Origin of the sequence: Sphingomonas sp. HMP6, assembly GCF_013374095.1 — a bacterium.
Lineage (GTDB): Bacteria > Pseudomonadota > Alphaproteobacteria > Sphingomonadales > Sphingomonadaceae > Sphingomonas.
This window is the reverse complement of sequence record NZ_AP022672.1, coordinates 415,472-437,870: the sequence shown is the minus strand read 5'-3', so window position 1 is coordinate 437,870 and position 22,399 is coordinate 415,472. Positions and strand designations below refer to the sequence as shown.

At 66.0% G+C, this 22,399-nt stretch carries 24 protein-coding genes; 21 read left to right on the top strand and 3 right to left on the bottom strand.

Annotated features, from left to right (window positions below):
- The first annotated feature begins 201 nt into the window (after window positions 1-201).
- The 18 genes from HMP06_RS02140 to HMP06_RS02055 all read left to right on the top strand — a co-directional run bounded on the left by HMP06_RS02140 (window position 202) and on the right by HMP06_RS02055 (window position 16,573).
- Window positions 202-1,434, top strand: a complete 1,233-nt coding sequence (locus HMP06_RS02140; RefSeq protein WP_176495604.1) for a nucleotidyltransferase domain-containing protein — start codon at window positions 202-204, stop codon at window positions 1,432-1,434.
- The gene (locus HMP06_RS02135; protein ID WP_176495603.1) at window positions 1,431-1,922 is read left to right on the top strand and encodes a lasso peptide biosynthesis B2 protein; all 492 of its coding nucleotides are present in this window, start codon (window positions 1,431-1,433) and stop codon (window positions 1,920-1,922) included. Before HMP06_RS02140 ends, HMP06_RS02135 begins: the two co-directional genes overlap by 4 nt.
- Before the next feature lie 89 nt (window positions 1,923-2,011).
- The gene (locus HMP06_RS02130) at window positions 2,012-2,158 is read left to right on the top strand and encodes a hypothetical protein (protein ID WP_176495602.1); all 147 of its coding nucleotides are present in this window, start codon (window positions 2,012-2,014) and stop codon (window positions 2,156-2,158) included.
- Window positions 2,159-2,372: 214 nt separating this feature from the next.
- Window positions 2,373-3,305: a hypothetical protein gene (locus HMP06_RS02125; RefSeq protein ID WP_176495601.1), complete on the top strand. Its 933-nt coding sequence runs from the start codon at window positions 2,373-2,375 to the stop codon at window positions 3,303-3,305.
- Window positions 3,302-4,159, top strand: coding sequence for a Stf0 family sulfotransferase (locus HMP06_RS02120; RefSeq protein WP_176495600.1), 858 nt, complete (start codon window positions 3,302-3,304; stop codon window positions 4,157-4,159). Before HMP06_RS02125 ends, HMP06_RS02120 begins: the two co-directional genes overlap by 4 nt.
- Window positions 4,156-4,422 carry a PqqD family protein gene (locus HMP06_RS02115; RefSeq protein ID WP_176495599.1) on the top strand — a complete coding sequence of 89 codons (267 nt, stop codon included), beginning with the start codon at window positions 4,156-4,158 and terminating at the stop codon, window positions 4,420-4,422. Before HMP06_RS02120 ends, HMP06_RS02115 begins: the two co-directional genes overlap by 4 nt.
- Window positions 4,419-6,311 carry an asparagine synthetase B family protein gene (locus tag HMP06_RS02110; protein WP_176495598.1) on the top strand — a complete coding sequence of 631 codons (1,893 nt, stop codon included), beginning with the start codon at window positions 4,419-4,421 and terminating at the stop codon, window positions 6,309-6,311. Before HMP06_RS02115 ends, HMP06_RS02110 begins: the two co-directional genes overlap by 4 nt.
- Before the next feature lie 31 nt (window positions 6,312-6,342).
- On the top strand, window positions 6,343-6,618 hold the full coding sequence (locus HMP06_RS02105; RefSeq protein ID WP_176495597.1) for a PqqD family protein: 276 nt from the start codon (window positions 6,343-6,345) through the stop codon (window positions 6,616-6,618).
- 19 nt (window positions 6,619-6,637) lie between these two features.
- Entirely contained in the window at window positions 6,638-7,333 is a 696-nt protein-coding gene (locus HMP06_RS02100; RefSeq protein ID WP_232089838.1) for an endonuclease/exonuclease/phosphatase family protein, read from the top strand.
- 7 nt (window positions 7,334-7,340) lie between these two features.
- The gene (locus HMP06_RS02095; RefSeq protein WP_176495596.1) at window positions 7,341-9,632 is read left to right on the top strand and encodes a patatin-like protein; all 2,292 of its coding nucleotides are present in this window, start codon (window positions 7,341-7,343) and stop codon (window positions 9,630-9,632) included.
- Window positions 9,633-9,709: 77 nt separating this feature from the next.
- Window positions 9,710-10,039 (top strand): hypothetical protein, encoded by a 330-nt coding sequence (locus HMP06_RS02090; protein WP_176495595.1) that lies wholly within the window; start codon window positions 9,710-9,712, stop codon window positions 10,037-10,039.
- Window positions 10,036-10,710 (top strand): orotidine-5'-phosphate decarboxylase, encoded by a 675-nt coding sequence (pyrF, locus tag HMP06_RS02085; protein WP_176495594.1) that lies wholly within the window; start codon window positions 10,036-10,038, stop codon window positions 10,708-10,710. Before HMP06_RS02090 ends, pyrF begins: the two co-directional genes overlap by 4 nt.
- Before the next feature lie 73 nt (window positions 10,711-10,783).
- The gene (locus HMP06_RS02080) at window positions 10,784-11,422 is read left to right on the top strand and encodes a phosphoribosylanthranilate isomerase (RefSeq protein WP_176495593.1); all 639 of its coding nucleotides are present in this window, start codon (window positions 10,784-10,786) and stop codon (window positions 11,420-11,422) included.
- Window positions 11,423-11,559: 137 nt separating this feature from the next.
- Entirely contained in the window at window positions 11,560-12,789 is a 1,230-nt protein-coding gene (trpB, locus tag HMP06_RS02075) for a tryptophan synthase subunit beta (RefSeq protein WP_176495592.1), read from the top strand.
- Window positions 12,790-12,919: 130 nt separating this feature from the next.
- On the top strand, window positions 12,920-13,714 hold the full coding sequence (gene trpA, locus HMP06_RS02070) for a tryptophan synthase subunit alpha (protein WP_176495591.1): 795 nt from the start codon (window positions 12,920-12,922) through the stop codon (window positions 13,712-13,714).
- Window positions 13,711-14,568 carry an acetyl-CoA carboxylase, carboxyltransferase subunit beta gene (gene accD / locus HMP06_RS02065; RefSeq protein WP_176495590.1) on the top strand — a complete coding sequence of 286 codons (858 nt, stop codon included), beginning with the start codon at window positions 13,711-13,713 and terminating at the stop codon, window positions 14,566-14,568. The genes trpA and accD overlap by 4 nt, the downstream gene beginning before the upstream one ends.
- A gap of 134 nt (window positions 14,569-14,702) precedes the next feature.
- Window positions 14,703-16,037, top strand: a complete 1,335-nt coding sequence (locus tag HMP06_RS02060; protein ID WP_176495589.1) for a bifunctional folylpolyglutamate synthase/dihydrofolate synthase — start codon at window positions 14,703-14,705, stop codon at window positions 16,035-16,037.
- A 68-nt stretch (window positions 16,038-16,105) separates the two neighbouring features.
- Window positions 16,106-16,573 (top strand): DUF6628 family protein, encoded by a 468-nt coding sequence (locus HMP06_RS02055; RefSeq protein ID WP_176495588.1) that lies wholly within the window; start codon window positions 16,106-16,108, stop codon window positions 16,571-16,573.
- 108 nt (window positions 16,574-16,681) lie between these two features.
- Here the strand turns inward: HMP06_RS02055 and HMP06_RS02050 are convergent, their stop codons facing one another.
- Both HMP06_RS02050 and HMP06_RS02045 read right to left on the bottom strand, forming a co-directional pair.
- On the bottom strand, window positions 16,682-17,431 hold the full coding sequence (locus HMP06_RS02050; protein ID WP_176495587.1) for a BTAD domain-containing putative transcriptional regulator: 750 nt from the start codon (window positions 17,429-17,431) through the stop codon (window positions 16,682-16,684).
- Window positions 17,428-18,765, bottom strand: coding sequence for an AmpG family muropeptide MFS transporter (locus tag HMP06_RS02045; protein ID WP_176495586.1), 1,338 nt, complete (start codon window positions 18,763-18,765; stop codon window positions 17,428-17,430). The genes HMP06_RS02050 and HMP06_RS02045 overlap by 4 nt, the downstream gene beginning before the upstream one ends.
- Before the next feature lie 63 nt (window positions 18,766-18,828).
- Here HMP06_RS02045 and HMP06_RS02040 point away from each other — a divergent pair, with 63 nt between their 5' ends.
- Window positions 18,829-19,968 (top strand): aromatic ring-hydroxylating oxygenase subunit alpha, encoded by a 1,140-nt coding sequence (locus HMP06_RS02040; protein WP_176495585.1) that lies wholly within the window; start codon window positions 18,829-18,831, stop codon window positions 19,966-19,968.
- A 35-nt stretch (window positions 19,969-20,003) separates the two neighbouring features.
- Here HMP06_RS02040 and HMP06_RS02035 read toward each other — a convergent pair whose 3' ends face one another.
- Window positions 20,004-20,435: a response regulator gene (locus HMP06_RS02035; protein ID WP_176495584.1), complete on the bottom strand. Its 432-nt coding sequence runs from the start codon at window positions 20,433-20,435 to the stop codon at window positions 20,004-20,006.
- 147 nt (window positions 20,436-20,582) lie between these two features.
- Between HMP06_RS02035 and HMP06_RS02030 the strand changes: the two genes are divergently transcribed.
- Both HMP06_RS02030 and rsmD read left to right on the top strand, forming a co-directional pair.
- The gene (locus HMP06_RS02030; RefSeq protein WP_176495583.1) at window positions 20,583-21,851 is read left to right on the top strand and encodes a pseudouridine synthase; all 1,269 of its coding nucleotides are present in this window, start codon (window positions 20,583-20,585) and stop codon (window positions 21,849-21,851) included.
- Window positions 21,851-22,399: a 16S rRNA (guanine(966)-N(2))-methyltransferase RsmD gene (gene rsmD, locus HMP06_RS02025; RefSeq protein WP_176495582.1), complete on the top strand. Its 549-nt coding sequence runs from the start codon at window positions 21,851-21,853 to the stop codon at window positions 22,397-22,399. The genes HMP06_RS02030 and rsmD overlap by 1 nt, the downstream gene beginning before the upstream one ends.

The following is a 22,399-nucleotide window of genomic DNA, read 5'->3' as shown; positions in this document are numbered from 1 at the left end:
CTTTGAACCTGCAAATGGCCCGATATCGGGGGTCAACAGCGGACAAAGTACGGCAGAAAACCCACGTTTTCGGGCATCGACGGACACCTGCCACCAGTTTTGTAAACTGGATGTCGCGGGTTCGATTCCTGCAACCGGCACCATTGCCACGCGCACCGCCAAGGCCTTTCCTTACACCGTCGAAATGCCTAACCGGGGGCCGTGACCGCGCCAGCCGATCCCGAATTATTGCTTGCCGCCGCTTGCTGCCGCTGGCCGCCCTCGCCTGCGCGCGACGCGGCGGTGCGCGCGGCGGTTGCGGGCGGTATCGACTGGGATCGCTTCAACCGCGTCGTCGTGCGGCAGCGCGTGCAGGGATTGGTCGATGGCGGATTGAAGGCGGCGGGGGTTGCCGTGCCGGAGCGGGTCGCTGCCCCGCTGGCGCGCCAGGCCAAACGCATCGTCCACACCAATCTGGTCGCAGCGGGCGATACGGCGCGACTGACCGGGCAGATCGCGGCCGCTGGCTATCCGGTGCTCGCGGTCAAGGGCGTGGTGCTCGGCGCGCTCGCCTACGGTACGGTGGGGGTCAAGCACAGCAAGGACATCGACCTGCTGATCCTGCCCGAACATATCGAACCTGTGCTCGCGCTGCTGGAGGAGGCGGGCTATCGCATAACCCAGCCCGCAGAAGAATTGAGCGCCAAACAACGTGCTGTGCTGCCGCGTTACGGCAAGGACGTCGCTTTGGTTCGCACTGCGCCGCATCTGCAAGTGGAACTGCACTGGCGGCTTTTTACCAATGCCGCGCTCCTGCCAACACTTGCGGCAAGCGGACCGGCACAGACGGTGATGCTCGGCACGAGCCTGAACGCGCCGACGCTCGCGCCGGCCGATCTGTACTCGTACCTCGTGCTGCATGGCGCGATTGATGGCTGGTCGCGGCTGAAATCGCTTGCCGACGTACATGCGCTGGTCGCGACGTCCGGTCAGGCTTTGCTGCCGGAATGGCATGATCGTGCCGTGGCGTTGGGCGCGGGTGCGGCGTCCGAACAGGCCATGCTGATGATGCACGATCTGTTCGCCTTACCGCTACCGGACGAGCTTGCCATGACGATCGGGACATCGCGCCGCGTCCGGATGCTCGTTGCGGGCGCATATCGGCTGATGGCGGTGCGCGATGGGGCCACGGAGATCGACGGCTGGGGTTATGGCCGGATGCTATCGTTGGCGATGCAGCCGCTGCTCGGCCATGGCATCGGTTACCAGTGGCAGATCGTACGGTCGGTGCTGTACATGCAAAGCGATATGTATCGCAGCAAGCTTCCGATGGCGCTTTACCCGCTCTATCCACTGGTTCGCATACCCGCCTGGCTGATCAACCGAATCGCGCGCATCGGCCGGCATTCGTCTGATAGTGACAAATCGGCCACGGTTGCTGGCAAATCGCAATGAAAACGCAAGTGCGCAAGAATTGGCGGCGGCTGCGCCACCGCATGCGGCGGCTTGGCCAAGTTGGTGTCCGGGACCATCGGCTGCTGGTGGAAGCAGCCGTAGGCCTGGCCGCGGCGCGGCTTGCGATCCTGACGGTTCCTTTCCCGCGGATCGCGCGCGAATTGGGTGGATTCATGGCACCGCACCATGCAGCCGACAAGGCAAGTCTTTCGCCGCCAACATCACAAGAGATGGAGATCGCGCGTAAAATTGGCTGGGCCGTAACCGTCGCCGCACGGAACGTTCCGTTCAAGGCGGTATGCCTGCCGCAAGCGATGACGGCACATCAAATGCTTCGGAAACGCGGTATTTTTAGCGTCATGCATTTTGGCACAGCACCTGGCACAGCGCTTTCGCTGGAGGCCCATGCATGGCTGAACGCGGGCGAAATCGAAGTAACGGGCTACCCGATCGGGCCCGAATTTACCGAGATTGCCTGCATCGCCTGAAGCTACCATTTCGCAACTGCGGCATTGTGTTGCCGGGTCCAATTCGGTATGCTTAGTTCGCAATTACTAGACTACCTAGGGAGTGTATTATGACCAGCAAGGACCAGACCGTGCGCAGCGTCTCGACTGCGAAGGACGAGTGGATCAAGCCAGAGATCACCGCTTTTGCGGCTGCGGTCGAAGCACAGGGCATTGGTGGTGGCGTTTCCGACGGTTCGGGCGGCAACGTTAGCTAACGCTGATGACACCTGCTCGCTGGAGCGATGCAGACGTTTCATTGTTGATTAGAAAAAGGAAAACGACTCATCGCACGGTGGGTCGTTTTTCTATGTGGGAACGTGGTCCCGTGGCGGAAAGTCACATGGGCTTTGCGATGGCTGCGGTCTCCTGCGAGTCGCGCTAACCCACGTCAGTGCCGCGCCGCCGCCACCGCATTCGGGGAAAGACCGATTGACCTTTGCGTATCGCTTTGCCGGGGTCCCGCTTCGCTCCCACGTCGCGCTTGCCGGGCTGCGGGAAGATCGGGTCGATGACGTGGCCGAGCACCGGCTCGACATCAGCTTTGAACCAGGCCCTGCACCCTCGGCGGATCAGCATATCTTCGCCTGGCCCGGACGCTATGAAACGCGGCTCGGCACGATCGGCGACGATTGGCTGATCGGCTCGCGGTTCGACGGGGTCTTCCGCGTCGACCGCGCAATCACGCGGGTGCGCCTCTACAGTGCAGAAATGCCGCCAAGCGCGGCGAGCGTCGATGTGTTGGTCCGCCGCATCCTGCCTCGGCTGATGGCGGCGCGCGGCGCGGCCACGATCCACGCCGCTGCAGTCGCAACGGCGGGTGCCGGGTTGCTGCTGCTGGGTGCATCGGGCGCGGGCAAATCGACGACCACCGCGGCGCTGGCAACGCTGCCAGAATGGGACGTCTTCAGCGACGATCTGTCGATCGTATGGGACGGCGCCGTCCCGCTCGTCGCGCCGGCCGCCACCGGCGTGTGCGTATGGCGTGCATCGCGGGACGGACTCGGCATCGACCCCGCATTGTGCCATGCAATGCCTGGCTATGACGGCAAATTCCGCTTCGAACCGTCCGTGCCGCTCGTAACCGCGGCACTGCCGCTGCGCGCTTTCGTCTTCCTTGCGCGCGACCCGACGATCGACGCCCCGCGCCTGACGACGATGAACCGCGCGCACGCACTGATCGAGGCCGCGCGACAGTTGACGCTGTTCAACCCCGCGGCACCGCCGTCGGAAGAACATGCCCCCGCGATCGCACGCCTCAACCGCATCGCCAGAGGGGCGAAGATGCTGCGGCTGTCCTATCCGTCGCGCTTCGACGCCCTGCCCGCCGTTGCCGAAACACTGGCTCAGGTGGCACGCGAATGAGCCGCTGGTCGATGGAAACGCGCAAACGCTACGATCTGACGCTGGCCGCGCACGATTATCCAGCATGGGACGGGCGGCCCAAGCGCACGATCCTGCTTTGCTCCGAACAACGCTCCGGCAGCACCTTACTGGGCGAGGCGCTGTACTTCGCCGGGGGCCTCGGCTGTCCGCTCGAATATTTTCATATCGGCTTCCGCCCCGATTTCGTCGCACGCTGGGCGACCGATAGCGCCGATGCGTATCTTAACGCGGTCCACCGCCACCGGACCGGCCCGAACGGCACTTTTTCCGCCAAACTGTTCTGGCGCGACGTGCTCGATCTGTTGGCGGAGCGCGACCTGCCGCTGCGCGATCACCTCGCCCGATCGCAACCAAACGACACCCCGCCCGATCTGTACCAGCGCGCCGCCGCCACGCTTGGGCCGCTGTTCGACGGCGCGACCTTCCTCCATCTCAAGCGCCTCGACCGAGTGCGTGGTGCGGTGTCCGGCGATCTGGCAGAGCAGACCGGACTGTGGCGCGCGATTCCGGGCGTTGGCGAACACGAACCCCTCACCGACCCCGAATTCGATTTCGACCGTATTGCCGCGCGGATCGCAAACACCGCCTGGGCGCACGCGCATTGGGCAAATCTGTTCGCGGCGATCGGCGCCACGCCGATTTCGCTCAGTTACGAAAGCCTGAAGCGGGATTATGCCGGAAGCGTCGGTAGCGTCCTACGCGCACTTGGCAGCGACGTCGCCCCCACCGCCCCGCGCATGAATCGTCAGTCCGACCGTCGCTCGGAGGATTTTGCGCTGCGTTACCTGCACGAGGCGCAAGCGCGCGTGATCGCATCGAAAGGCTCCGTATGACCCTGTTCATCCCCGCGCATATCGTCTGGCAGGACGTCCCGGGCGATCTTGCCCTGTTCGATACCGAAACTGGCAATTACTATGCGCTCAACGGCAGCGCGGCAGATATCTGGCGCGAGATTGCCGCGGGCGCGGACGCGGACACCGCCGCCGCCCGACTGGCCGAAGCCTATGGCGCGCCCCAATCGGACGTCCGGGCGGATGTGGCTGACTTCGTCGCGGATGCGCTCGACAAGGGCGTTTTGGTGGCCGCGCCGGCATGAGCGGCATCGCCGGCATCCTTTATGCCAGCGGACGCGACGTTTCTGCCGAGGCACTTGGCCACGTGGCCGACGCCGCCGCCATCCGTGGCGCGGACGGGATGACGCTGTGGCGCGACGGGCCGGTCGGGCTGATCCGGTTTCACCACGCGACCACGCCAGAGGCAGTCGGCGAGCGCCAGCCGCTCACCGGACCGTCCGGCGCCACGATTGCGTTCGATGGGCGGCTGGACAATCGCGCGGAGCTGATCGCTTTGCTCGGGCGACGCGGCGAAGCGCTACGCGCCTGTCCGGATTGCGACCTCGCGCTCGCGCTGTTTGAACAGGCAGGCGACGGCTTCCTGCGCCATCTGACGGGCGATTGGGCGCTCGCGATCTGGCAGCCCGACGCGCGACGGTTATTCTGCGCGCGTTCGCCCGCAGGGTGGCGACCGTTCCTGTTCACGCACGACGCCGACCGCCTCGCCTTCGCCAGCGAACCGCGCGCGCTGGTCGTGGGCCTCGCGCTGGAGCGGCGGCTCAACGAAGCTATGATCGCGGAGCATCTGACGCAGCGCGTGGTGACGCCCGGCGAGACCTTTTTCGAGGGCGTCGAGGCGCTGCCGCAAGGGGCGGCACTCGACTATCGCGGCGGTATGCTGCGCCGCTGGCATTGGGACGATGCGCCTTATGAGGATCTGACGCGCGCATCGGAAGGCGAGCATATCGAGCGCTTCACCGACTTGTTCGATCAAGCGCTGGTCGCGTGCTCGCGCAGCAGCACCGGAGTCGCCGCGCAGCTGTCGGGGGGGCTCGATTCGTCCTCGGTCGTGTCGCGCGCGGTACATTTGAACCGGGCGGGACGCATTGCCGCGCCGCCGACCGCGATCAGCGCGCACTTTCCCGGCTCGCCGATCGACGAGAGCGCGTATAGCAACGCCGTCGCGCAGGATCTGCGACTAAGGCTGCGGATCGTCAGCGGCGGCGTATTCGATCCTGATGTCGCGCGGGCCTGGAGTGCCGCGACGCTGTACCTGCCACTGCGGCCGAATACGATCGACACGCAGCAACGCATCTTTGCGGATCTGCAAGGCCGCGGCGAGCGAGTGTTGCTGTCGGGCGAAGGCGGTGACGAATTCCTCAACGGCAATCACGTCCATTGGGCCGATGAAATCCGGCGCGGACGAATCGACCTGATCGCGCGCGAGGCCTTGGCGATGCCGGGTAAAAGCCCGCTCGCGCGATTACGATCGATCGTCATGGAGAGCCTAGGCCCGCATCTCAGCAACGCGCGCTATCGCCGCGCCGCGCATCGCCAGATGTGGGCGGGAACGCCGATCCAGGATTGGCTGCGGCCCGAATGGATCGCGCAGACCGGCGTACTGCATCGGATTATGGACCGCCGCCCCGCACGCACGCTGCCGACGATCGCCGCGCAAAACCGCTATGCGATGGTCGCATATCCGGCGCGCGACACGCTGTTCGGCGGCAGTCAGGCATTCGCCGCCTGGCACGGCGTCGAACACCGCCATCCGCTCTACGATATCCGTCTCCAGCGCTTCTATCTCGGCGCATCCGGCGCGGTGCTGCTCAAGCGCGGGGTGCGGCGGCATCTGCTGCGCGAGGCGATGCGCGGCACGCTGGTGGAGCAAGTGCGGACGCGCACGACCAAGGCGCGGTTCGATGGCGCGGTGATCGAAGGGCTTGCCGCGCTCTACGCCGAACGGCCGATCGAACAGCAATGGCCGGTGCGGCTCGGCTGGGTCGACGGCGCAAAGCTCGCCGCGATCTGGCACCGGCTGCATGAATCGCATCTGCATGGCAGCGGCGATGCCCGGCCTTCCCCCACGTTCGGTGCATTATGGAACGTTGCCGCACTCGACATCTGGCTCGAACATGGATTCGGACTATAGAGAGCGCGCACGATATCGACGGATGACTAGCATGATCGACGACCACAGCATCATCCGGCGCAGGCCCGACCTCATCACCGCCGATGTCGATGGGGAAAGCATCGTGCTCAACAGCGTGACGGGCACCTTCTATCAACTCAACGCATCGGCCGCGCGTATCTGGCAGTTGGTCGAAAGCCCGCAAACGCTGGCCGCGATGGTCGCGCATTTGACCGAGCGGTTCGATGTGACCGCGGAGCAGTGCCGCGTCGATGTGCTCGAACTGATCGAATCGTTGCAGGGACGCGGGCTGGTCGAAACCGCGTGACGTCCGTAGGGGCCACCCGGTGATTAAGGTCGTCAGCTACAATATGCACAAGGGCGTCGGCCTCGACCGGCGCCGCGACCCGCGCCGCATCCTCGACGTGCTGGAGGAAATCCAGGGCGACGTCATCGCGCTGCAGGAGGCGGATCTGCGATTCGGCGCAAAGACGCGCATCATCCCGCACCACATGCTCGACGATCATTCACCGTGGCACGCGGTGCCAATCGCGCATGATGGCGGCAACATGGGGTGGCATGGCAATGCCTTGCTGGTGCGCAAAAACTGTTCGGTCGAAGCGAGCGCAGCGTTGCATCTGCCCGCGTTGGAGCCGCGCGGCGCGATTCGCGCCGATGTGGTGGTGGATTCGGCACCCATTCGCGTGGTGGGCATGCACCTTGACCTTTCCGGCCTGTGGCGGCGGCGGCAAGCGCGTGCGATCCTGGCGCATGTCGAATCGTGCGCCGCGCCGCTGCCCACCGTGCTGATGGGCGATCTCAACGAATGGACGCGCCAGGCGGGGTGCCTGCGCGATTTCGGGCGCGACTTCGCCAGCGTGGCCACCGGCCCGAGCTTCCACGCACGCCGTCCGATCGGTCGGCTCGACCGCATCTTCACACGCGGATTTCGCGTGATCGACTGTGGTGTACACGCCACCGCCGTCGCCCGCCGCGCGTCGGATCATTTGCCGATCTGGGCGGTGCTGGAGCCGCTAGGATGAAACGCCGGTGACCCGCGAGAAGGAACTCCGCCTTGCGCTGGTCTGCTATGGCGGGATCAGCCTTGCCGTCTACATGCACGGCATCACCAAGGAAATCTGGCGGCTGGCGCGTGCAAGTCAGGCGTTCCACGCCGGGGTCGCTCCGGCGGGGGGCAGCCAGGGTGTGTACCGCGCGCTGTTTCAGGAAATCGAGGCGGAAACCGGCCTGAGACTGCGCGTCCTCGTCGATATCGTCGCGGGGGCAAGTGCCGGGGGAATCAACGGCGTCGTCCTCGCGCAAGCGATCAGCACCGGACAGAGCCTCGAACCGTTGACCGATCTGTGGCTCGATTCGGCCGATATCGAGGCACTGGTCGACCCGAAACAAGCGCCGAGCCATCGCTTTTCCAAGGCCTGGGCGCTGCCGCTCGCGTGGATGGCGGCACGCCGCGACACGATCGATGCGACGGTCGAGCCCGGCGCGCGCGAGGAAGTCCGCGCCAAGCTGTCGCATTTTATCCGCTCGCGCTGGTTCGAACCACCGTTCGGGGGCGAGCGCTTCACCGGCATGATCTTAGACGCGCTCGACGCGATGGCCGCCGCGCCGCGTGAACCGCGGCTGCTGCCAGACGGCCAGCCGCTCGACCTGTTCGTCACCGTCACCGATTTTCGCGGCCATCCCGAACGCCTGACGCTCAACTCCCCGCCCGAAGTGGTCGAGATCGAGCACCGCGTCGTGGTGCCGTTCAGTGATCACGGCGCCAGCGGCGAAACGCTCGCGCATCCCGCCGAATTGGCGTTCGCGGCGCGCGCCACGTCGAGCTTCCCCGGCGCATTTCCGCCCTTCATGGTCGGCGAGCTGGATCGCGTACTGATCGCGCGCAAGCGCCCCTGGGCAGAACGCGCCGCTTTCCTGAAACGCATTCTACCCCGTCAGGCCGCCGCGAACGCCGCCGAGAGTGCTGTGCTGATCGACGGATCGGTGCTCAACAACGCGCCGTTCCGCCCGGCGATCGAAGCGTTGCGCGAACGCCCCGCGCGCCGCCAGGTCGACCGGCGCTTCGTTTATATCGATCCGCATCCCGGCGGCGCGATCCACTTCGGCAACACCGCAGACAAGGCACCCGGTTTCTTCCAGACGATCATCGGTGCGATTTCCGAACTCCCGCGCCAGCAACCGATTCGCGATAATCTCGAGGAGATCGCCGAGCGCTCGCGCCAAATCGAGCGGATGCGTACCATCATCGCCGGCATCCGCCCGGAGGTCGAAAAGCAAGTCGAGGATTTGTTCGGCTACACGCTGTTCCTCGATTCGCCGACGCAAGCGCGGCTAACGGCGTGGCGGCAACGCGCGCAAGCGGCGGCGGCGAAAAGTGCTGGCTATGGTTATGCCGCGTATGGGCATTTGAAGATCACCGGCGTGGTCGAGACGATCGCCGACCTGCTCCATCATGCCGGCGGCGAACCGGGGCCGCAGCGCTGGCGCGGGATTCGCGCGCACATTGCCGCCGCCGTCACCGCGCGCGGCTTTGACGACATGAAGCCCAGCTTTGCCGGTGGTGCGAGCGCCACGACGATCGCCTTTCTGCGCACCTTCGATCTCGGCTTTCGATTGCGCCGTTTGCGGTTGCTGGCACGCCGCATCACCGATCTCGAAGGCGACCAGCCCGAGGCCGAACTCGCGCCGATCCGCGACGCAATCTATCTGAGCCTGGCCGACTATCTGGAATGCAAGCGCACCGATCGCTACGCCGCGTTGCGCAAGGACGTGCGGCTGCTGCGCGGCGACGCCGGGCCGTTGCTCGACAAACTCGGCGCGGCGCTGGATTTGGAGACGCTCGACGAGCGCACCGAGGAAAGGCTCGCCACCGCCTTCGCCGGGCTGGCCCGTGAGGTGAAGCGGCCGATCCTGCTGAGCTATCTCGGTTTTCCCTATTTCGATGTCGCCACCTTGCCGCTGCTGCAAGGCGACGGGCTCGACGAATATGACGCGATCAAGGTCGACCGCATCGCTCCCGACGATGCGATCAGCATCCGCAGCGGGGGTGCCGCCGCCACACTGAAAGGCATTCAGTTCAACAGCTTCGGCGCGTTCTTCAGCCGCGCGTATCGCGAGAATGACTATCTCTGGGGCCGCCTCCACGGGGCCGAGCGGATGATCGATATCGTCCTGTCCGCGCTTGACCCGACGATGCGGCTGAAACCCGGCCGCACTGCCGAGATCAAGCGTGCGGCATTCCTGGCGATCCTCGAGGAGGAACAGGGCAAGTTGACGATGATTCCGGGACTGTTCGAAACGCTGCGGCGGGAAATTGGGTAGCCCCCCTCCCCTAAAGATGAGGGGCTAAAGGAGCGAGCGCACTGGCAATCGTAACGCGATCGCACTAACCTCGCCGCATGCAATTCCTGAAAATCCTGTTCTGGTGCCTGCTCGCCTTCATCGCGGCGATCTTTACGTTGGGGAACTGGAGCAGCGTGACGATCCATTTGTGGGGCGGGATGGACGCGTTGATCAACCTGCCGCTGCTGTTGCTGCTCACCTTTCTGGCTGGGCTCGTCCCGACGATCGCGTGGCATTCGACGTTGCGGTGGCGGCTACGCAACCGGCTGATAACGGCCGAGCGAACGCTGGCCGACATGCGCACCGCGATGGCGCCGCCGCCCTCTTCGCTACAGACCGCATCCGATCCGGTCGTGGTGCCCGCGCAACCGGACGACCGGATATGAGCAACCGTCTGTTCGTCGCGCTCGACACGCCCGATCTCGCCAAGGCGCGCGCGCTTGCCAGCAAGGTTCGACACCATGTCGGCGGGATCAAACTTGGTCTCGAATTCTTCATGGCGAACGGTCGCAGCGGCGTGCGTGAGATGGCGGAACTCGACTTGCCGATCTTTCTCGATCTGAAGCTGCACGACATCCCCAACACCGTCGCCAAGGCGATCATGGCGCTGCGCGGGCTCGATCCGGCGATCCTGACCGTCCACGCCGCCGGGGGCCGCGCGATGCTGGAGGATGCCAAGGCTGCCGCCCCGCTCGGCACCAAGGTGGTCGCGGTGACGACGCTCACCAGCCTCGACGGCACCGATCTCGCCTCGATCGGCTGCGTGAACAGCGCGCACGACCAGGTGCTGCGCCTCACCGAATTGGCGAAGGAAGCTGGCGTCGACGGCGTGGTCTGCTCGGGTGAGGAAGTCGCCGCCGCGCACAAGCTCTGGCCCAAGGGCTTCTTCGTCGTCCCCGGCGTCCGCCCGGCCGGCGGCGTCGTCGGCGATCAGAAGCGCGTCGTGACGCCACGCGCGGCACTTGATGCGGGCGCGTCGATCCTCGTCATCGGCCGCCCGATCACGCAAGCGCCAGACCCGGATGTCGCCGCGCGGGAAATCGAAGCGACCCTCTGACCGGCTCCACCCCGGTGGAGCTGTAAGCGCAGCGAACCTTGCGTTCGCGCACCCAAAGCGCGAGAGAACTGCCATGCACGTCACCGCCAAAATCTGCGGCCTGTCCACGCCAGAAACGCTCGACGCCGCGATCGCCGGCAGGGCGAGCCATGTCGGGTTGGTGTTCTTCCCCCCCTCCCCGCGCAACCTCTCCCAAACCCGGGCCGCGCAACTCGCCGCGCGCGTGCCGGGGCATGTCCAGCGCGTCGGCGTGTTCGTGAATCCCGATGACGCGACGATCGAGCGCGCGGTTGCCGCCGGGCATCTCGACATCCTCCAACTCCATGACACGCCGCCCGATCGTGCCGCCGCGATCAAGGCGCGCACCGGCCTGGCCGTCTGGATCGCGGTCGCGGTGCGGACGCGCGGCGATCTTGATGCGGCGCTGACCTACACCGGGGTTGCCGACAAGATCCTGTACGATGCCAAGACCCCGCCCGGCGCAGCACTTCCCGGCGGGATGGGCGTCCGTTTCGACTGGCGCTTGCTCGACGGGTTTCGCCATCCGCTCCCCTGGGCGCTGTCGGGCGGGCTCGATCCGATGAATGTCGTGGAGGCGGTGCGGACGACGGGCGCGACGGTGGTCGATGTATCGTCGGGTGTAGAAAGCGCGCTGGGGATCAAGGATGCGGCGAAGATCGGCGCGTTCTTGAGGGCGGTGAACGACCTCTAAACCCGTTCGGCCCCGGACTTGATCCGGGGCTGTCGAAGTACTGCTCGCCTCACGCCGATCGCCCGTTGCGAGCAGCCCTTCGACAGGCTCAGGGCGAACGGGGTTGGCTGGCGCGGCTTACATGCTAAAGCCAAGCCATGAACGCTCCAAATTCCTTCCGCACGCAACCCGACGACCGTGGCCATTTCGGCGCATTCGGCGGGCGCTATGTCGCCGAGACGCTGATGCCGCTCGTGCTCGAACTCGACGCCGCCTACCGCGATGCCAAGGCCGATCCAGCATTCAAGGCGCAGTTCGACGATCTGCTCGAACATTATGTCGGCCGCCCCAGCCCGCTGTATTACGCCGAACGCCTGACCGACGCGCTGCGCGAATCCGCCCCCGACGGAAAAGGCGCAGAGATTTGGTTCAAGCGTGACGAGCTGAACCATACCGGCGCGCACAAGATCAACAATTGCATCGGGCAGATCCTGCTCGCGATCCGCATGGGCAAGACGCGCATCATCGCCGAGACCGGCGCAGGCCAGCACGGTGTTGCCACCGCGACCGTCTGCGCGCGCTTCGGCCTGCCCTGCATCATCTACATGGGCGCGAAGGATATCGAGCGGCAGGCGCCGAACGTTTTCCGCATGAAATTGCTCGGCGCCGAAGTCCGCCCCGTCACCAGCGGATCGCATTCGCTCAAGGATGCGATGAACGAGGGCATGCGCGACTGGGTCGCCAATGTGCATGACACGTTCTACATCATCGGCACCGCCGCCGGCCCGCACCCCTATCCTGAAATGGTCCGCGATTTCCAAAGCGTGATCGGCAAGGAAGCGCGCGCGCAGATGCTGTCACGGATCAACCGCCTGCCGGATCTGCTCGTCGCCGCGATCGGTGGCGGGTCGAATGCGATCGGGCTGTTCCACCCCTTCCTTGACGATGGCGACGTGATGATGCTCGGCGTCGAGGCGGCCGGGCGCGGGCTCGACAAGGAACATGCGGCCAGCCTCGCGGGCGGTTCCCCCGGCATCCTGCACGGCAACAAGACGTACCTGCTGCAGGACGAAGACGGCCAAATCACCGAGGCGCATTCGATCTCGGCGGGCTTGGATTATCCCGGCATCGGGCCGGAGCATAGCTGGCTGCATTCGATCGGCCGCGTGGAATATACCAGCGTAACCGACACCGAAGCGCTCGACGCGTTCCAATTGCTGTGCCGGACCGAGGGCATCATCCCCGCTTTGGAACCCGCCCACGCCATCGCGGCGGTGGCGACCCGCGCGCGCGAAATGGACCGCGACCAGATCATCCTCGCCAATTTGTGCGGGCGCGGGGACAAGGACATCTTCACGGTGGCGGAAGCGCTGGGGGTCAAGATATGAGCCTCCTTTTCTTCCCCCCTCCCGCTTGCGGGAGGGGCCGGGGGTGGGCTCCCGGCCAGACATCAGCGGCAGCGACTGCAATAGAGCGCGCGCCCACCCCCAGCCCCTCCCGCGAGCGGGAGGGGAGCAAGTGAGTCCCCGCCTAGCCAGCGCCTTCGCCAAGCCCCATCCCGCGCTCGTAACCTTCGTCACCGCGGGTGACGGCCCGACCGCAGACATCCTCGACGCGCTGGTCGAGGGCGGCGCGGACGTGATCGAGCTTGGTATGCCCTTCACCGATCCGATGGCCGATGGCCCCGCGATCCAGGCCGCGAACATCCGCAGCCTCCTCGCGGGTACCAAGACCGCCGACATCCTGCGCATCGCCAAGGCCTTCCGCCACCGCCACCCGGACGTACCGCTGGTGCTGATGGGCTATGCCAACCCGATGACGATCCGCGGCCCCGAATGGTTCGCCGCCGCCGCCAAGGAAGCGGGCGTCGACGGCGTCATCTGCGTCGACATCCCGCCCGAGGAAGACCCCGAACTCGGCCCCGCGCTCCGCGCGGTCGGGATCGACCCGATCCGCCTCGCCACCCCGACCACAGACGCCGCGCGCCTGCCGACCGTGCTCGATGGCGCAAGCGGGTTCCTCTATTACGTCTCGGTCGCGGGCATCACCGGCCTGCAACAGGCCGCGCAAACCTCGATCGACGAGGCCGTCGCGCGCCTGAAAGCGCACACCGACTTGCCCGTCGCGGTCGGCTTCGGCATCCGCACGCCCGAACAGGCGGCGCAGATCGCCCGCGTGGCGGACGGCGTCGTGGTCGGCTCGGCGATCGTCGATCTGGTCGCCACGCACGGCGCCGCTGCACCGGCCTATGTCCGCGCTTATATCCAGTCCCTCGCGACGGCGATCCACGCCGCAACCAAGGAAGCCGCATGACCTGGCTCACCAGCGTCCGCAACGCGCTCGCTTACGTCGTCCCCGCCAAGAAAGAGACGCCCGACAACCTCTGGCACAAGTGCAAGGGCTGCGGGCAAATGGTGTTCTGCAAGGAATTGGAGGATAATCTCCACGTCTGCCCGCATTGCGACCATCATGAGCGGATCGGCCCGCTTGAGCGCTTCGAATATGTGTTCGATCCCGGCAGCTATGCGATCGTCCCGCTGGCGAAAGTGCCCGACGACCCGCTCAAATTCCGCGATACCAAGCGTTATGCAGACCGGATCAAGGCCGCGCGCCTTGCGACCTCCGAAGGCGATGCGCTGATCACCGCGATCGGCAAGATCGAGGGGCGGAAAGCCGTCGTCGGCGTGCAGGACTTCGCTTTCATGGGCGGATCGATGGGCCTCGCGGTCGGCGAAGCCTTCGTGCGCGGCGTCGAGGCCGCGATCCGCGAGACCTGCCCCTACATCATCTTCACCGCGGCCGGCGGCGCGCGGATGCAGGAGGGCATCCTCAGCCTGATGCAAATGCCGCGCTCGACGGTGGCGATCGCGATGCTCCACGATGCCGGCCTGCCGTATATCGTCGTGCTGACCGACCCGACGACTGGCGGCGTGACCGCAAGTTATGCCATGCTCGGCGACGTGCAGATCGCGGAGCCCGGCGCGCTGATCGGCTTTGCCGGGCAACGCGTGATCGAACAGACGATCCGCGAGAAACTGCCCGAGGGGTTCCAGCGCGCCGAATATCTGCTCGAACACGGCATGATCGACATGGTGAAGCACCGTAAGGATCTGCGCGCCACCCTGGCGAAGTTGATCGATTATCTGTGCGTTAAGCAGGCCGCATAATCTCCCTCTCCCCTTCAGGGGAGAGGGCAAGCGAGGCGAAGCCGAAGCGCGGGAGAGGGGAAGTCACTCGGACGTTCGCGTCAAACACGGCCCCTCTCCCCACCCCTCTCCCCAGAGGGGAGAGGGAGTAGAAGATGCCAGATCACGCGCACTCGAGTAACCCCGCGGTCCAGGCCCAGCTAGACCGCCTCTGGTCGCTCTCTCCCGGCGCGGACATCCTCGGGTTGGAACGCATCACCGTACTGCTCGACCGGCTCGGCAATCCGCATCTCCACCTCCCGCCCGTGCTCCACGTCGCAGGCACCAACGGCAAGGGCTCGACCTGCGCCTTCCTGCGCAGCGCGATCGAGGCGGCGGGGCTGACCTGCCACGTCTACACCAGCCCGCACCTCGTCCGCTTCAACGAGCGCATCCGTATCGCGGGACGCTTGATCGCAGATGACGCGCTCGCCACGCTCCTGGCAGAAGTGCTGGATCACGCCGCCGACCTCACCGCGAGCTTCTTCGAGATCACCACCGCCGCCGCCTTCCTCGCCTTCAGCCGCGCACCGGCGGATGCCTGCATCATCGAGGTCGGTCTAGGCGGCAGGCTCGACGCGACCAACGTCATCACCGCGCCGATCGCAACGGGCATCGCGCAACTCGGCATCGATCATCAAAGCTTCCTCGGCGATACGGCGGAGGAAATTGCGGGCGAGAAAGCCGGGATCGCCAAGCCCGGCGTTACGCTGGTCACGATGCGCTATCCCGAAAGCGTCGCCGCGCGGGTGGGCGCGGTCGCGGCGCGCGCCGATGTCCGCGTCAGTGCGCTCGATACCGGTTGGCACCTGACCGTAGGCGACACGCTCACCTACACCGACGAAAACGGCGTGATCGAAACCCCGCTGCCGGCGCTCGCCGGGCCGCACCAGCCCGAAAACCTCGGGCTCGCCATCGCGATGCTGCGGCACCAAACTGTGCTGGAAATCCCGCCCGAAGCGTACCGTACCGCCGCCCTCGCGACGCGCTGGCCCGCGCGGATGCAGCGGCTTCATCCCGGCCCGCTGACCGCGCTGCTCCCCCCCGGCAGTCAGCTCTGGCTCGACGGTGGCCACAACCCCGCTGCCGCCGCCGCAATTGCCGCGACGCTGGAGGCGATCGCGCATCCGGCGCTGGGGCGCAGCGAAGTGCATCTCGTGCTGGGGATGTTGTCGAACAAGGATCCGGCGGGCCTGCTCGCGCCCTTCGCAACACTGGCGACCACACTCCACGCCGTGCCGGTGCCCGATCACGAGCATCACGCGCCCGCCACGCTAGCGGCGATGGCGCACGACCTCGGCATCGCCGCGCACACCGCGCCGGACGTCGCCACCGCGCTCGCCGACATCACCGAAATCGCCGATCAGGCGGAGCCGCCGATCGTGTTGGTGCTCGGCTCGCTCTATCTTGCGGGTGAGGTGTTGGCGGCGAACGACGAAGCGCCGGAGTGATCCGTTATTGCGATTGACTTGCAATAGCAGATACTGGAGGATGCGTCGCAGCAACGGAGCATCCTCTCATGACGACCACACCTGCCCCCTCCCCCGCCCCCTCTCCGGCTCAGCATCCCAGCGCCCTCGCCGCAAGTTTGCAGGGTCCGCTGCCCGCCGACGCCAACGCTCGGCTCGCGTTGTTCGCCTTTCGCCGGATGGGCGCGCACGGGCTGAACGACGCGGCCACCTCGACCATGTTGATGCAGGCGTTCGGCGGTAGCTTCCGCCGCCCGCTGGTGCTGATGCGCGCGATGATGGCCGATCTCGCCCACGCCGCGCAGTGCCCGATCACGATCGCGCCCTGCTGCTGCGCGCGGATGACGGGTTCCGAAACGACGGTCCTGACGATCCTCGCCCGCGCCGAAACCGCTCCCGACAGCGCCCGAATACTCCTCGGCGACCTGATCGGCGTGCGCCGTCCGGACGGCGTGCTGGCGAGCATGACGCTGCTGGCGCAGTCCTTCGCCGACGCGGGTCGCCCGATCAGCCTTTAGCGCGTGGCGCGCTCACGCTTTATCCGTTCGTTTCGAGCGTAGTCGAGAAACTGATCCCAGGCACAGGTTTCTCGACTTTGCTCGAAACGAACGGTCATGGTGTAGCGGTCACCCTTTGGCGCGCAGTTCTGCAAGCCGCGCCATCGCCCAGCGATACATCTCCGCCTCGGCGGCACGCTGCATGCGGTCCATCACTTTCATCCGCCCCTCGACCTCTTCGAGCACGCCAAGCGCCTTTTTGTCCCACCCCTGCTCGATTAGCAAAGCGGCGTAGCGCACGCGCCCCTCCTCACCCGACAAGCGCGTGACGAGATCGGAATAAAGCTCCGGCGCCTCGTCCTTCCGCCCTAGCGCGTCCAAAATGCGCGCACGGAGCAGGCCGATCCGGTCGCGGTCGCTTTGCGCCGACGCGGCGGGCGCGGCGTGGAGCGTCGCCAGCGCGGCGGCGGGATCATCGCTCTCAAATTCGGCCCGCGCCAGTTTCTCAGCGCTGCGCAAATCGACCGGGCCGAGCGTCGTCGCCTCGCGGTACAGCGGCAGCGCTTCGCCATGATTCCCCAGCGCCGACAGCGCGTCCGCCAGCCGCATCCGGTTGGCGACGGTGTCGGCGGTGGCGAGCGCGACGCGTGCTGCGCGCACGTCCTTGTCTGGATCGAGCTTCGCCGCCACCACCGCCCGCGCGCCGCGGACATGGCGATTGCCTTGGAAGCGCGGATACACCTCCAGCACGACATAGGCGATCGTGCTGGCAACGGGCAGGAAGATCAGCGCCATGATCCACAATTGGTTACGCCCGTTGCGGATCACATCGATCACGCACAGCACCTGAACCGCGATGGTGAGGAGGTAAAAGATCATGCCGCCGTCTCGTCCGGGTCCGCCACCTCGCGCGTTCCGGCGTCGCCGATCGAACGATCGATGATTCCCGAGCGGCTCATCCACCAGAACAGGAACACGCCGGGGAAGGCGATCGCGGTCGTCATCCAGTAGAAATTCACATAGCCGAGCCGCTCGACCAGCGCCCCTGCCGTCGTCGCGGTCAGCAACCGCCCGACCACGCTCGACGCCGCCGAGATCAACGCGAACTGCGCGGCAGTATAGCGCAGGTCGCACAATGCCGAGAAATACGCGATCACGCTGACGCTGCCGATGCCGCTTGCCATGTTTTCGAAGCCGATCGTACCCGCCAGGCCGAGATTGCTGTGCCCCGTCGCCGCGAGCAGCGCGAAGCTGGCATTCGAAATCGCCATCAGCGCCAGGCTGATCAGCACCGCCCGCTTCAGCCCCAGCCGAGCGTAGAGCACACCGCCGATGAACACGCCGATCAGATAGGCCCAGAATCCGACGCCGACATCGTAGATCGCGATTTCGTCATTGGTGAAGCCAAGGTCGTTGAGCATCAGGCGCAGCACGATATTGGCGAGGGTATCGCCAATCTTGTGGATCAGGATGAAGATCAGGATGATCACCGCACCCTGCCGTTTGAAGAATTCCACGAACGGGCCGACAATCGACGCAACCATCTCCGACACGCCGCGCCGCGCCGCCGGGTCGCGATGCCGCTCGGGCTCGCCGAGCCACAGGCCGGTTAGGATCGCAGGCATCACGAAGCCTGCGCAGGAAAGATAGGCGAGCGACCAGCCGAAGCGTGCCGCGAGAAACAAAGCGAGCGAGGCGGCGGCGACATTGCCGATTCGGTAGCCATATTGCGCCATGCCGGATCCGACACCGAGCTGATACGGCTCAAGCTGTTCGATGCGGTATGCGTCGATCACGATGTCGAAGGTCGCACCGGCGAAACCGACGAGCAGTGCGGCGATGATCGTGCCCGACAAATTGGTGGCGGGGTCGACAAAGGCGAGATTGGCGACCGCCGCCACCACCAGCAGCCCGGAAAAGATCAGCCACGATGCGCGCTGCCCCAACGCACCAAGGATCGGCAAGCGCACGCCATCGACCATCCATGCCCACAGCGGCTTCAGATTATAGACCAGAAAGCCGAGCGTGAAGGCGGTGATCGTCTTCTTGTCGAGCCCGTCCTGCGCCAGGCGACTGGTCAGCGTCGCGCCGATCATCGCAATCGGGAAGCCCGAGGAGATGCCCAGCGTGAAGGCGGCAACCGGACCTTTTTCGACATACGGGCGCACCCCGTCCAACCAGCTTCCCGTGCCGCTTGCAGCCGTACCGTCCATCAACGCTTGCTCCCCGCCTTCATCGCGCCGACACTAGCGCGAAAGATGACGAGAGGAAGCGCGATGAATGCGCCTGTTACGATAAGTCTGCCTACGCCGGGCCAACTTGCGCTCGCCGCGCTGCTCGCGCGCGGGACGAGCGCCGCGGCAGGCGCGATCACTCATGTCGATGCCGCCGCCTATACCGCCCCCGACCGCCACGCCGCCGAGCAAGCGCAGATCTTCACCCGCGTCCCGCTCGTTATCGCGCCGTCCGCTTTGCTCCCGCAGAACAATATGGCGGTGCCGCATGACGGCTTTGGCAAGCCGCTGCTGATCGCGCGCGACAAGCTGGGCAACGCGCAGGTGTTCCTCAACGTCTGCCAGCATCGCGGCACGCGGCTGGTCGAGGGGAGCGATCCGGTCTGCGCCGCGCGGCTCGTTTGCCCGTATCATGCGTGGAGCTACACGCTCGACGGCAAGCTCGCGAGCCTGCCCCGGCCCGATGCGTTCCCGGGCCTCGACAAAGCGACACTTGGCCTGAAGAAACTCCCCACCCGCGAACTGGGCGGGCTGATCTGGTTCAGCTTCGACGAGGCCGCCGATTTCACCCAAGCCGAAGCGCTCGGCGCGGATTTCACCGCCTTCGATTTGCCCGGCCAATATCTCTTCCGCCGCCGCACGCACGCTGTCGCGGCGAATTGGAAGCTGATCATGGACGCCTTCCTGGAGAGCTACCACGTCCAGCGGCTGCACAGCGCGACGATCGGCCCGTTCTTCAAGGACGGCATTTCGGTCGCCGACCGGATCGGCCCGCATCAACGCTCGGCGGTCGGGCGCGAGGCGGCGCTCGCGGCGTGCGCGGCGGACGACTGGCCGACGCTCCGATCGGCGATCACCTACACCTATCAACTCTTCCCCGGCACCGTGCTGATCGTCAGCCCGGATTATATGAACCTCATGGTCCTGATGCCGCAGTCCGAAGGCCACGTGCTGGTCGAGGATTTCATGCTGATCCCGGCGGCGCCGGGATCCGAAAAGGCGCTGGCGCATTGGGAAAAGAGCTGGAATCTGCTCGACGGCGGCGTGTTCGCGGCCGAGGATTTCCGCGCCGCGGCGCTCGGTCAGGAAGGGCTCGCATCGGGGGCGATCGACCGGGTGACGCTCGGCACGCTGGAAACCGGCATCCGCCACTTTCACGATGCGGTGGAGGCGATGCTTTAGCTGCCCCCCTCCCCTTCAGCGGAGGGGCTTGCCGATCATTCCACGTCCACGAACAAGCTGAACCCGCCCGGCAACCGCTTCGGCACCTTTCCACCCAGCACCGACTCGATCGCGGCAATCGCCGCCAGCAAATCCCGCTGCGCATAGGGTTTGGACAGGCACCCGGCGGCAACCTCACGCCCGCCCTCGGGACATTCTCCGGTCACGAACAGCACCGGCACGCTCGCCGCGTGCGCCGCGCGCGCTACATCGATCCCGCTGCCATCGGCCAGGCTGATGTCGACCAGCACCAGATCGATGTCATCGCCCCCCTCGATCACGGCAAGCGCATCGGCGACGCGGTCGACCGTCGCCACGACCTCATAATCTGCCTCGCGCAGGAAATGTTCGGTGTCGAACGCGACGAGCGGTTCGTCCTCGACCAGCAACACGCGTACGATCCGCCGCTTCTTTTTACCGAACAACATTGGTCCGGAGCCCCGCCTGTTATGTCGTGCCGAAATGGCAGCGCGTATCGCCCTCGTTACGCACCCGTGCCTTAACGCGCGGCTACGAGATCGGGCCCAAGATTATTTTGTGCGTACGAAAGGATACAAATTCGCTATCAGGCGCAAGTGTCAAAAGCTTTTACCCCCAAACCCGCACCGAATGCAGCTCCAAAGGCGCCCGTCCGCCCCAAGGATGAGCAGCGCATTGCCAAATTGCTCGCCCGCGCCGGAGTCGCCTCCCGCCGCGAGATCGAGCGGATGATCGCTGAAGGGCGGATCGCGCTCGACGGCGTCGTGCTCGATACGCCCGCGACGATCCTGAAGTCGCTGAACGGCATCACCGTCGATGGCGTGCCCGTCGCAGCGCCCGAGGCGGCGCGGCTGTTCCTCTATCATAAGCCCCCCGGCCTGCTCGTCACCGAGCGTGATCCGGCCGGTCGCCCGACGATCTATGACCGGCTGCCGCAGGACCTCCCGCGCCTCGTGCCGGTCGGGCGACTCGATCTCAATACCGAGGGGCTGCTGCTGCTCACCACCGATGGCGAATTGAAGCGCCAGCTCGAATTGCCCGCCACCGGCGTAGAGCGCGCCTACCGTGCCCGCGCGTACGGTCCGATCACGCAGGAACAGCTCGAAGAACTCATCCACGGCGTCGAGATCGAAGGTGTGCGCTACGGCTCGATCGACGCCAATCTCGAACGCCGCACCGGCGCAAACGTATGGATCGAAATGATCCTGACCGAGGGCAAGAATCGCGAAGTCCGCCGCGTGCTCGAATATCTCGGCCTCAAGGTCTCGCGCCTGATCCGCACCCGCTACGGCCCGTTCGTGCTCGGCGATTTGCCGGTCGGCGAAATCGGCGAGATCAAGCAGCACGACGTCGTCGCCTTCCGCAAGGACCCGACCCGCAAGGGCGGCGGCGAAGTGCCCAAGCTGGTCGAGAAAGCACGGCCCGCACCGCGCGGCCTGCGCGAAATCCCCTCCGCGCCGAAAGCCCCTCAGCCCAAGCCAGCGCCGGCGCGGCGCATCACCAAGGCTTCGGCCAATCGCACCGACAAGGCCGCCTTCGCCGAGCCACGCGTGCCGCAGCCGGGCCGCGATCCGGTCGTGCTGACCAAGGCGACCAAAGTGAAGCGGTTCTACGACGCCAAACCAAAGGCCGGCACCGAGCCGGTTGCGCCGCGCGCGATCGCGCCAGGCCAGCGCCCCAAGGTGTTCAATCCAGAACTCGGGCGCAACGTCCGCGCGAAGCCTGCGCGCCCCGAGCGGACCGAGCGCCCCGAAAAGGTCGAGCGCGCGCCCGCAAAATCTACCCCGCGCACCGCCGGCAAGGCGCGCGCCGCGCCGTCCAAGCCGCGCACCGTCAAGATCCACAAGAGCCGGACCCGTAAGTAATGCGCATCATCGCCGGAAAATGGCGCGGCCGCCCGCTGGTGGCACCAAAGGGCGACGCGACTCGCCCGACCGCTGACCGCGTGCGCGAGGCGTTGTTTTCGATGCTCGCCAGCCGCATCGGCAGTTTCGAGGATCTCGCCGTCGCCGACCTGTTCGCTGGATCGGGCGCGCTCGGGCTCGAGGCGCTGTCGCGCGGGGCCAAGTCGTGCATCTTCGTCGAACAGGACAAGCCCGCGCTTGATGCGCTGCGCACCAACATCACCAAATTGGGCGGCGCGAAGGAAATCGGCGCCGACGTGCGCGCGCAAAGCGTGCTCGCGCTCGGCCATGCGGCGCATCCGCTCGATCTGATCGTGATGGACCCGCCTTATGCCAGCGGCGCAGGCGCGGTCGCGCTCGACAAGCTCGCCCGGCTCGGCTGGATCGGAGATGCGACGTGGGTGAGTATCGAGACCGCCAAGCCAGAGCTGGTCGAGGTGGCAGGCTTCGTCGAGGACGTGAGCCGCGTCCACGGCAAGGCACGGATCACGCTGCTACGGCGGGGCTAA

Coding starts and splice junctions, on each gene's coding strand:
- HMP06_RS02135 (WP_176495603.1), top strand. CDS start 1,431: ATGAAAACGCAAGTGCGCAAGAATTGGCGGCGGCTGCGCCACCGCATG.
- HMP06_RS02130 (WP_176495602.1), top strand. CDS start 2,012: ATGACCAGCAAGGACCAGACCGTGCGCAGCGTCTCGACTGCGAAGGAC.
- HMP06_RS02120 (WP_176495600.1), top strand. CDS start 3,302: ATGAGCCGCTGGTCGATGGAAACGCGCAAACGCTACGATCTGACGCTG.
- HMP06_RS02115 (WP_176495599.1), top strand. CDS start 4,156: ATGACCCTGTTCATCCCCGCGCATATCGTCTGGCAGGACGTCCCGGGC.
- HMP06_RS02110 (WP_176495598.1), top strand. CDS start 4,419: ATGAGCGGCATCGCCGGCATCCTTTATGCCAGCGGACGCGACGTTTCT.
- HMP06_RS02105 (WP_176495597.1), top strand. CDS start 6,343: ATGATCGACGACCACAGCATCATCCGGCGCAGGCCCGACCTCATCACC.
- HMP06_RS02090 (WP_176495595.1), top strand. CDS start 9,710: ATGCAATTCCTGAAAATCCTGTTCTGGTGCCTGCTCGCCTTCATCGCG.
- pyrF (WP_176495594.1), top strand. CDS start 10,036: ATGAGCAACCGTCTGTTCGTCGCGCTCGACACGCCCGATCTCGCCAAG.
- HMP06_RS02080 (WP_176495593.1), top strand. CDS start 10,784: ATGCACGTCACCGCCAAAATCTGCGGCCTGTCCACGCCAGAAACGCTC.
- trpB (WP_176495592.1), top strand. CDS start 11,560: ATGAACGCTCCAAATTCCTTCCGCACGCAACCCGACGACCGTGGCCAT.
- accD (WP_176495590.1), top strand. CDS start 13,711: ATGACCTGGCTCACCAGCGTCCGCAACGCGCTCGCTTACGTCGTCCCC.
- HMP06_RS02060 (WP_176495589.1), top strand. CDS start 14,703: ATGCCAGATCACGCGCACTCGAGTAACCCCGCGGTCCAGGCCCAGCTA.
- HMP06_RS02055 (WP_176495588.1), top strand. CDS start 16,106: ATGACGACCACACCTGCCCCCTCCCCCGCCCCCTCTCCGGCTCAGCAT.
- HMP06_RS02050 (WP_176495587.1), bottom strand. CDS start 17,431: ATGATCTTTTACCTCCTCACCATCGCGGTTCAGGTGCTGTGCGTGATC.
- HMP06_RS02045 (WP_176495586.1), bottom strand. CDS start 18,765: ATGGACGGTACGGCTGCAAGCGGCACGGGAAGCTGGTTGGACGGGGTG.
- HMP06_RS02040 (WP_176495585.1), top strand. CDS start 18,829: ATGAATGCGCCTGTTACGATAAGTCTGCCTACGCCGGGCCAACTTGCG.
- HMP06_RS02035 (WP_176495584.1), bottom strand. CDS start 20,435: ATGTTGTTCGGTAAAAAGAAGCGGCGGATCGTACGCGTGTTGCTGGTC.
- rsmD (WP_176495582.1), top strand. CDS start 21,851: ATGCGCATCATCGCCGGAAAATGGCGCGGCCGCCCGCTGGTGGCACCA.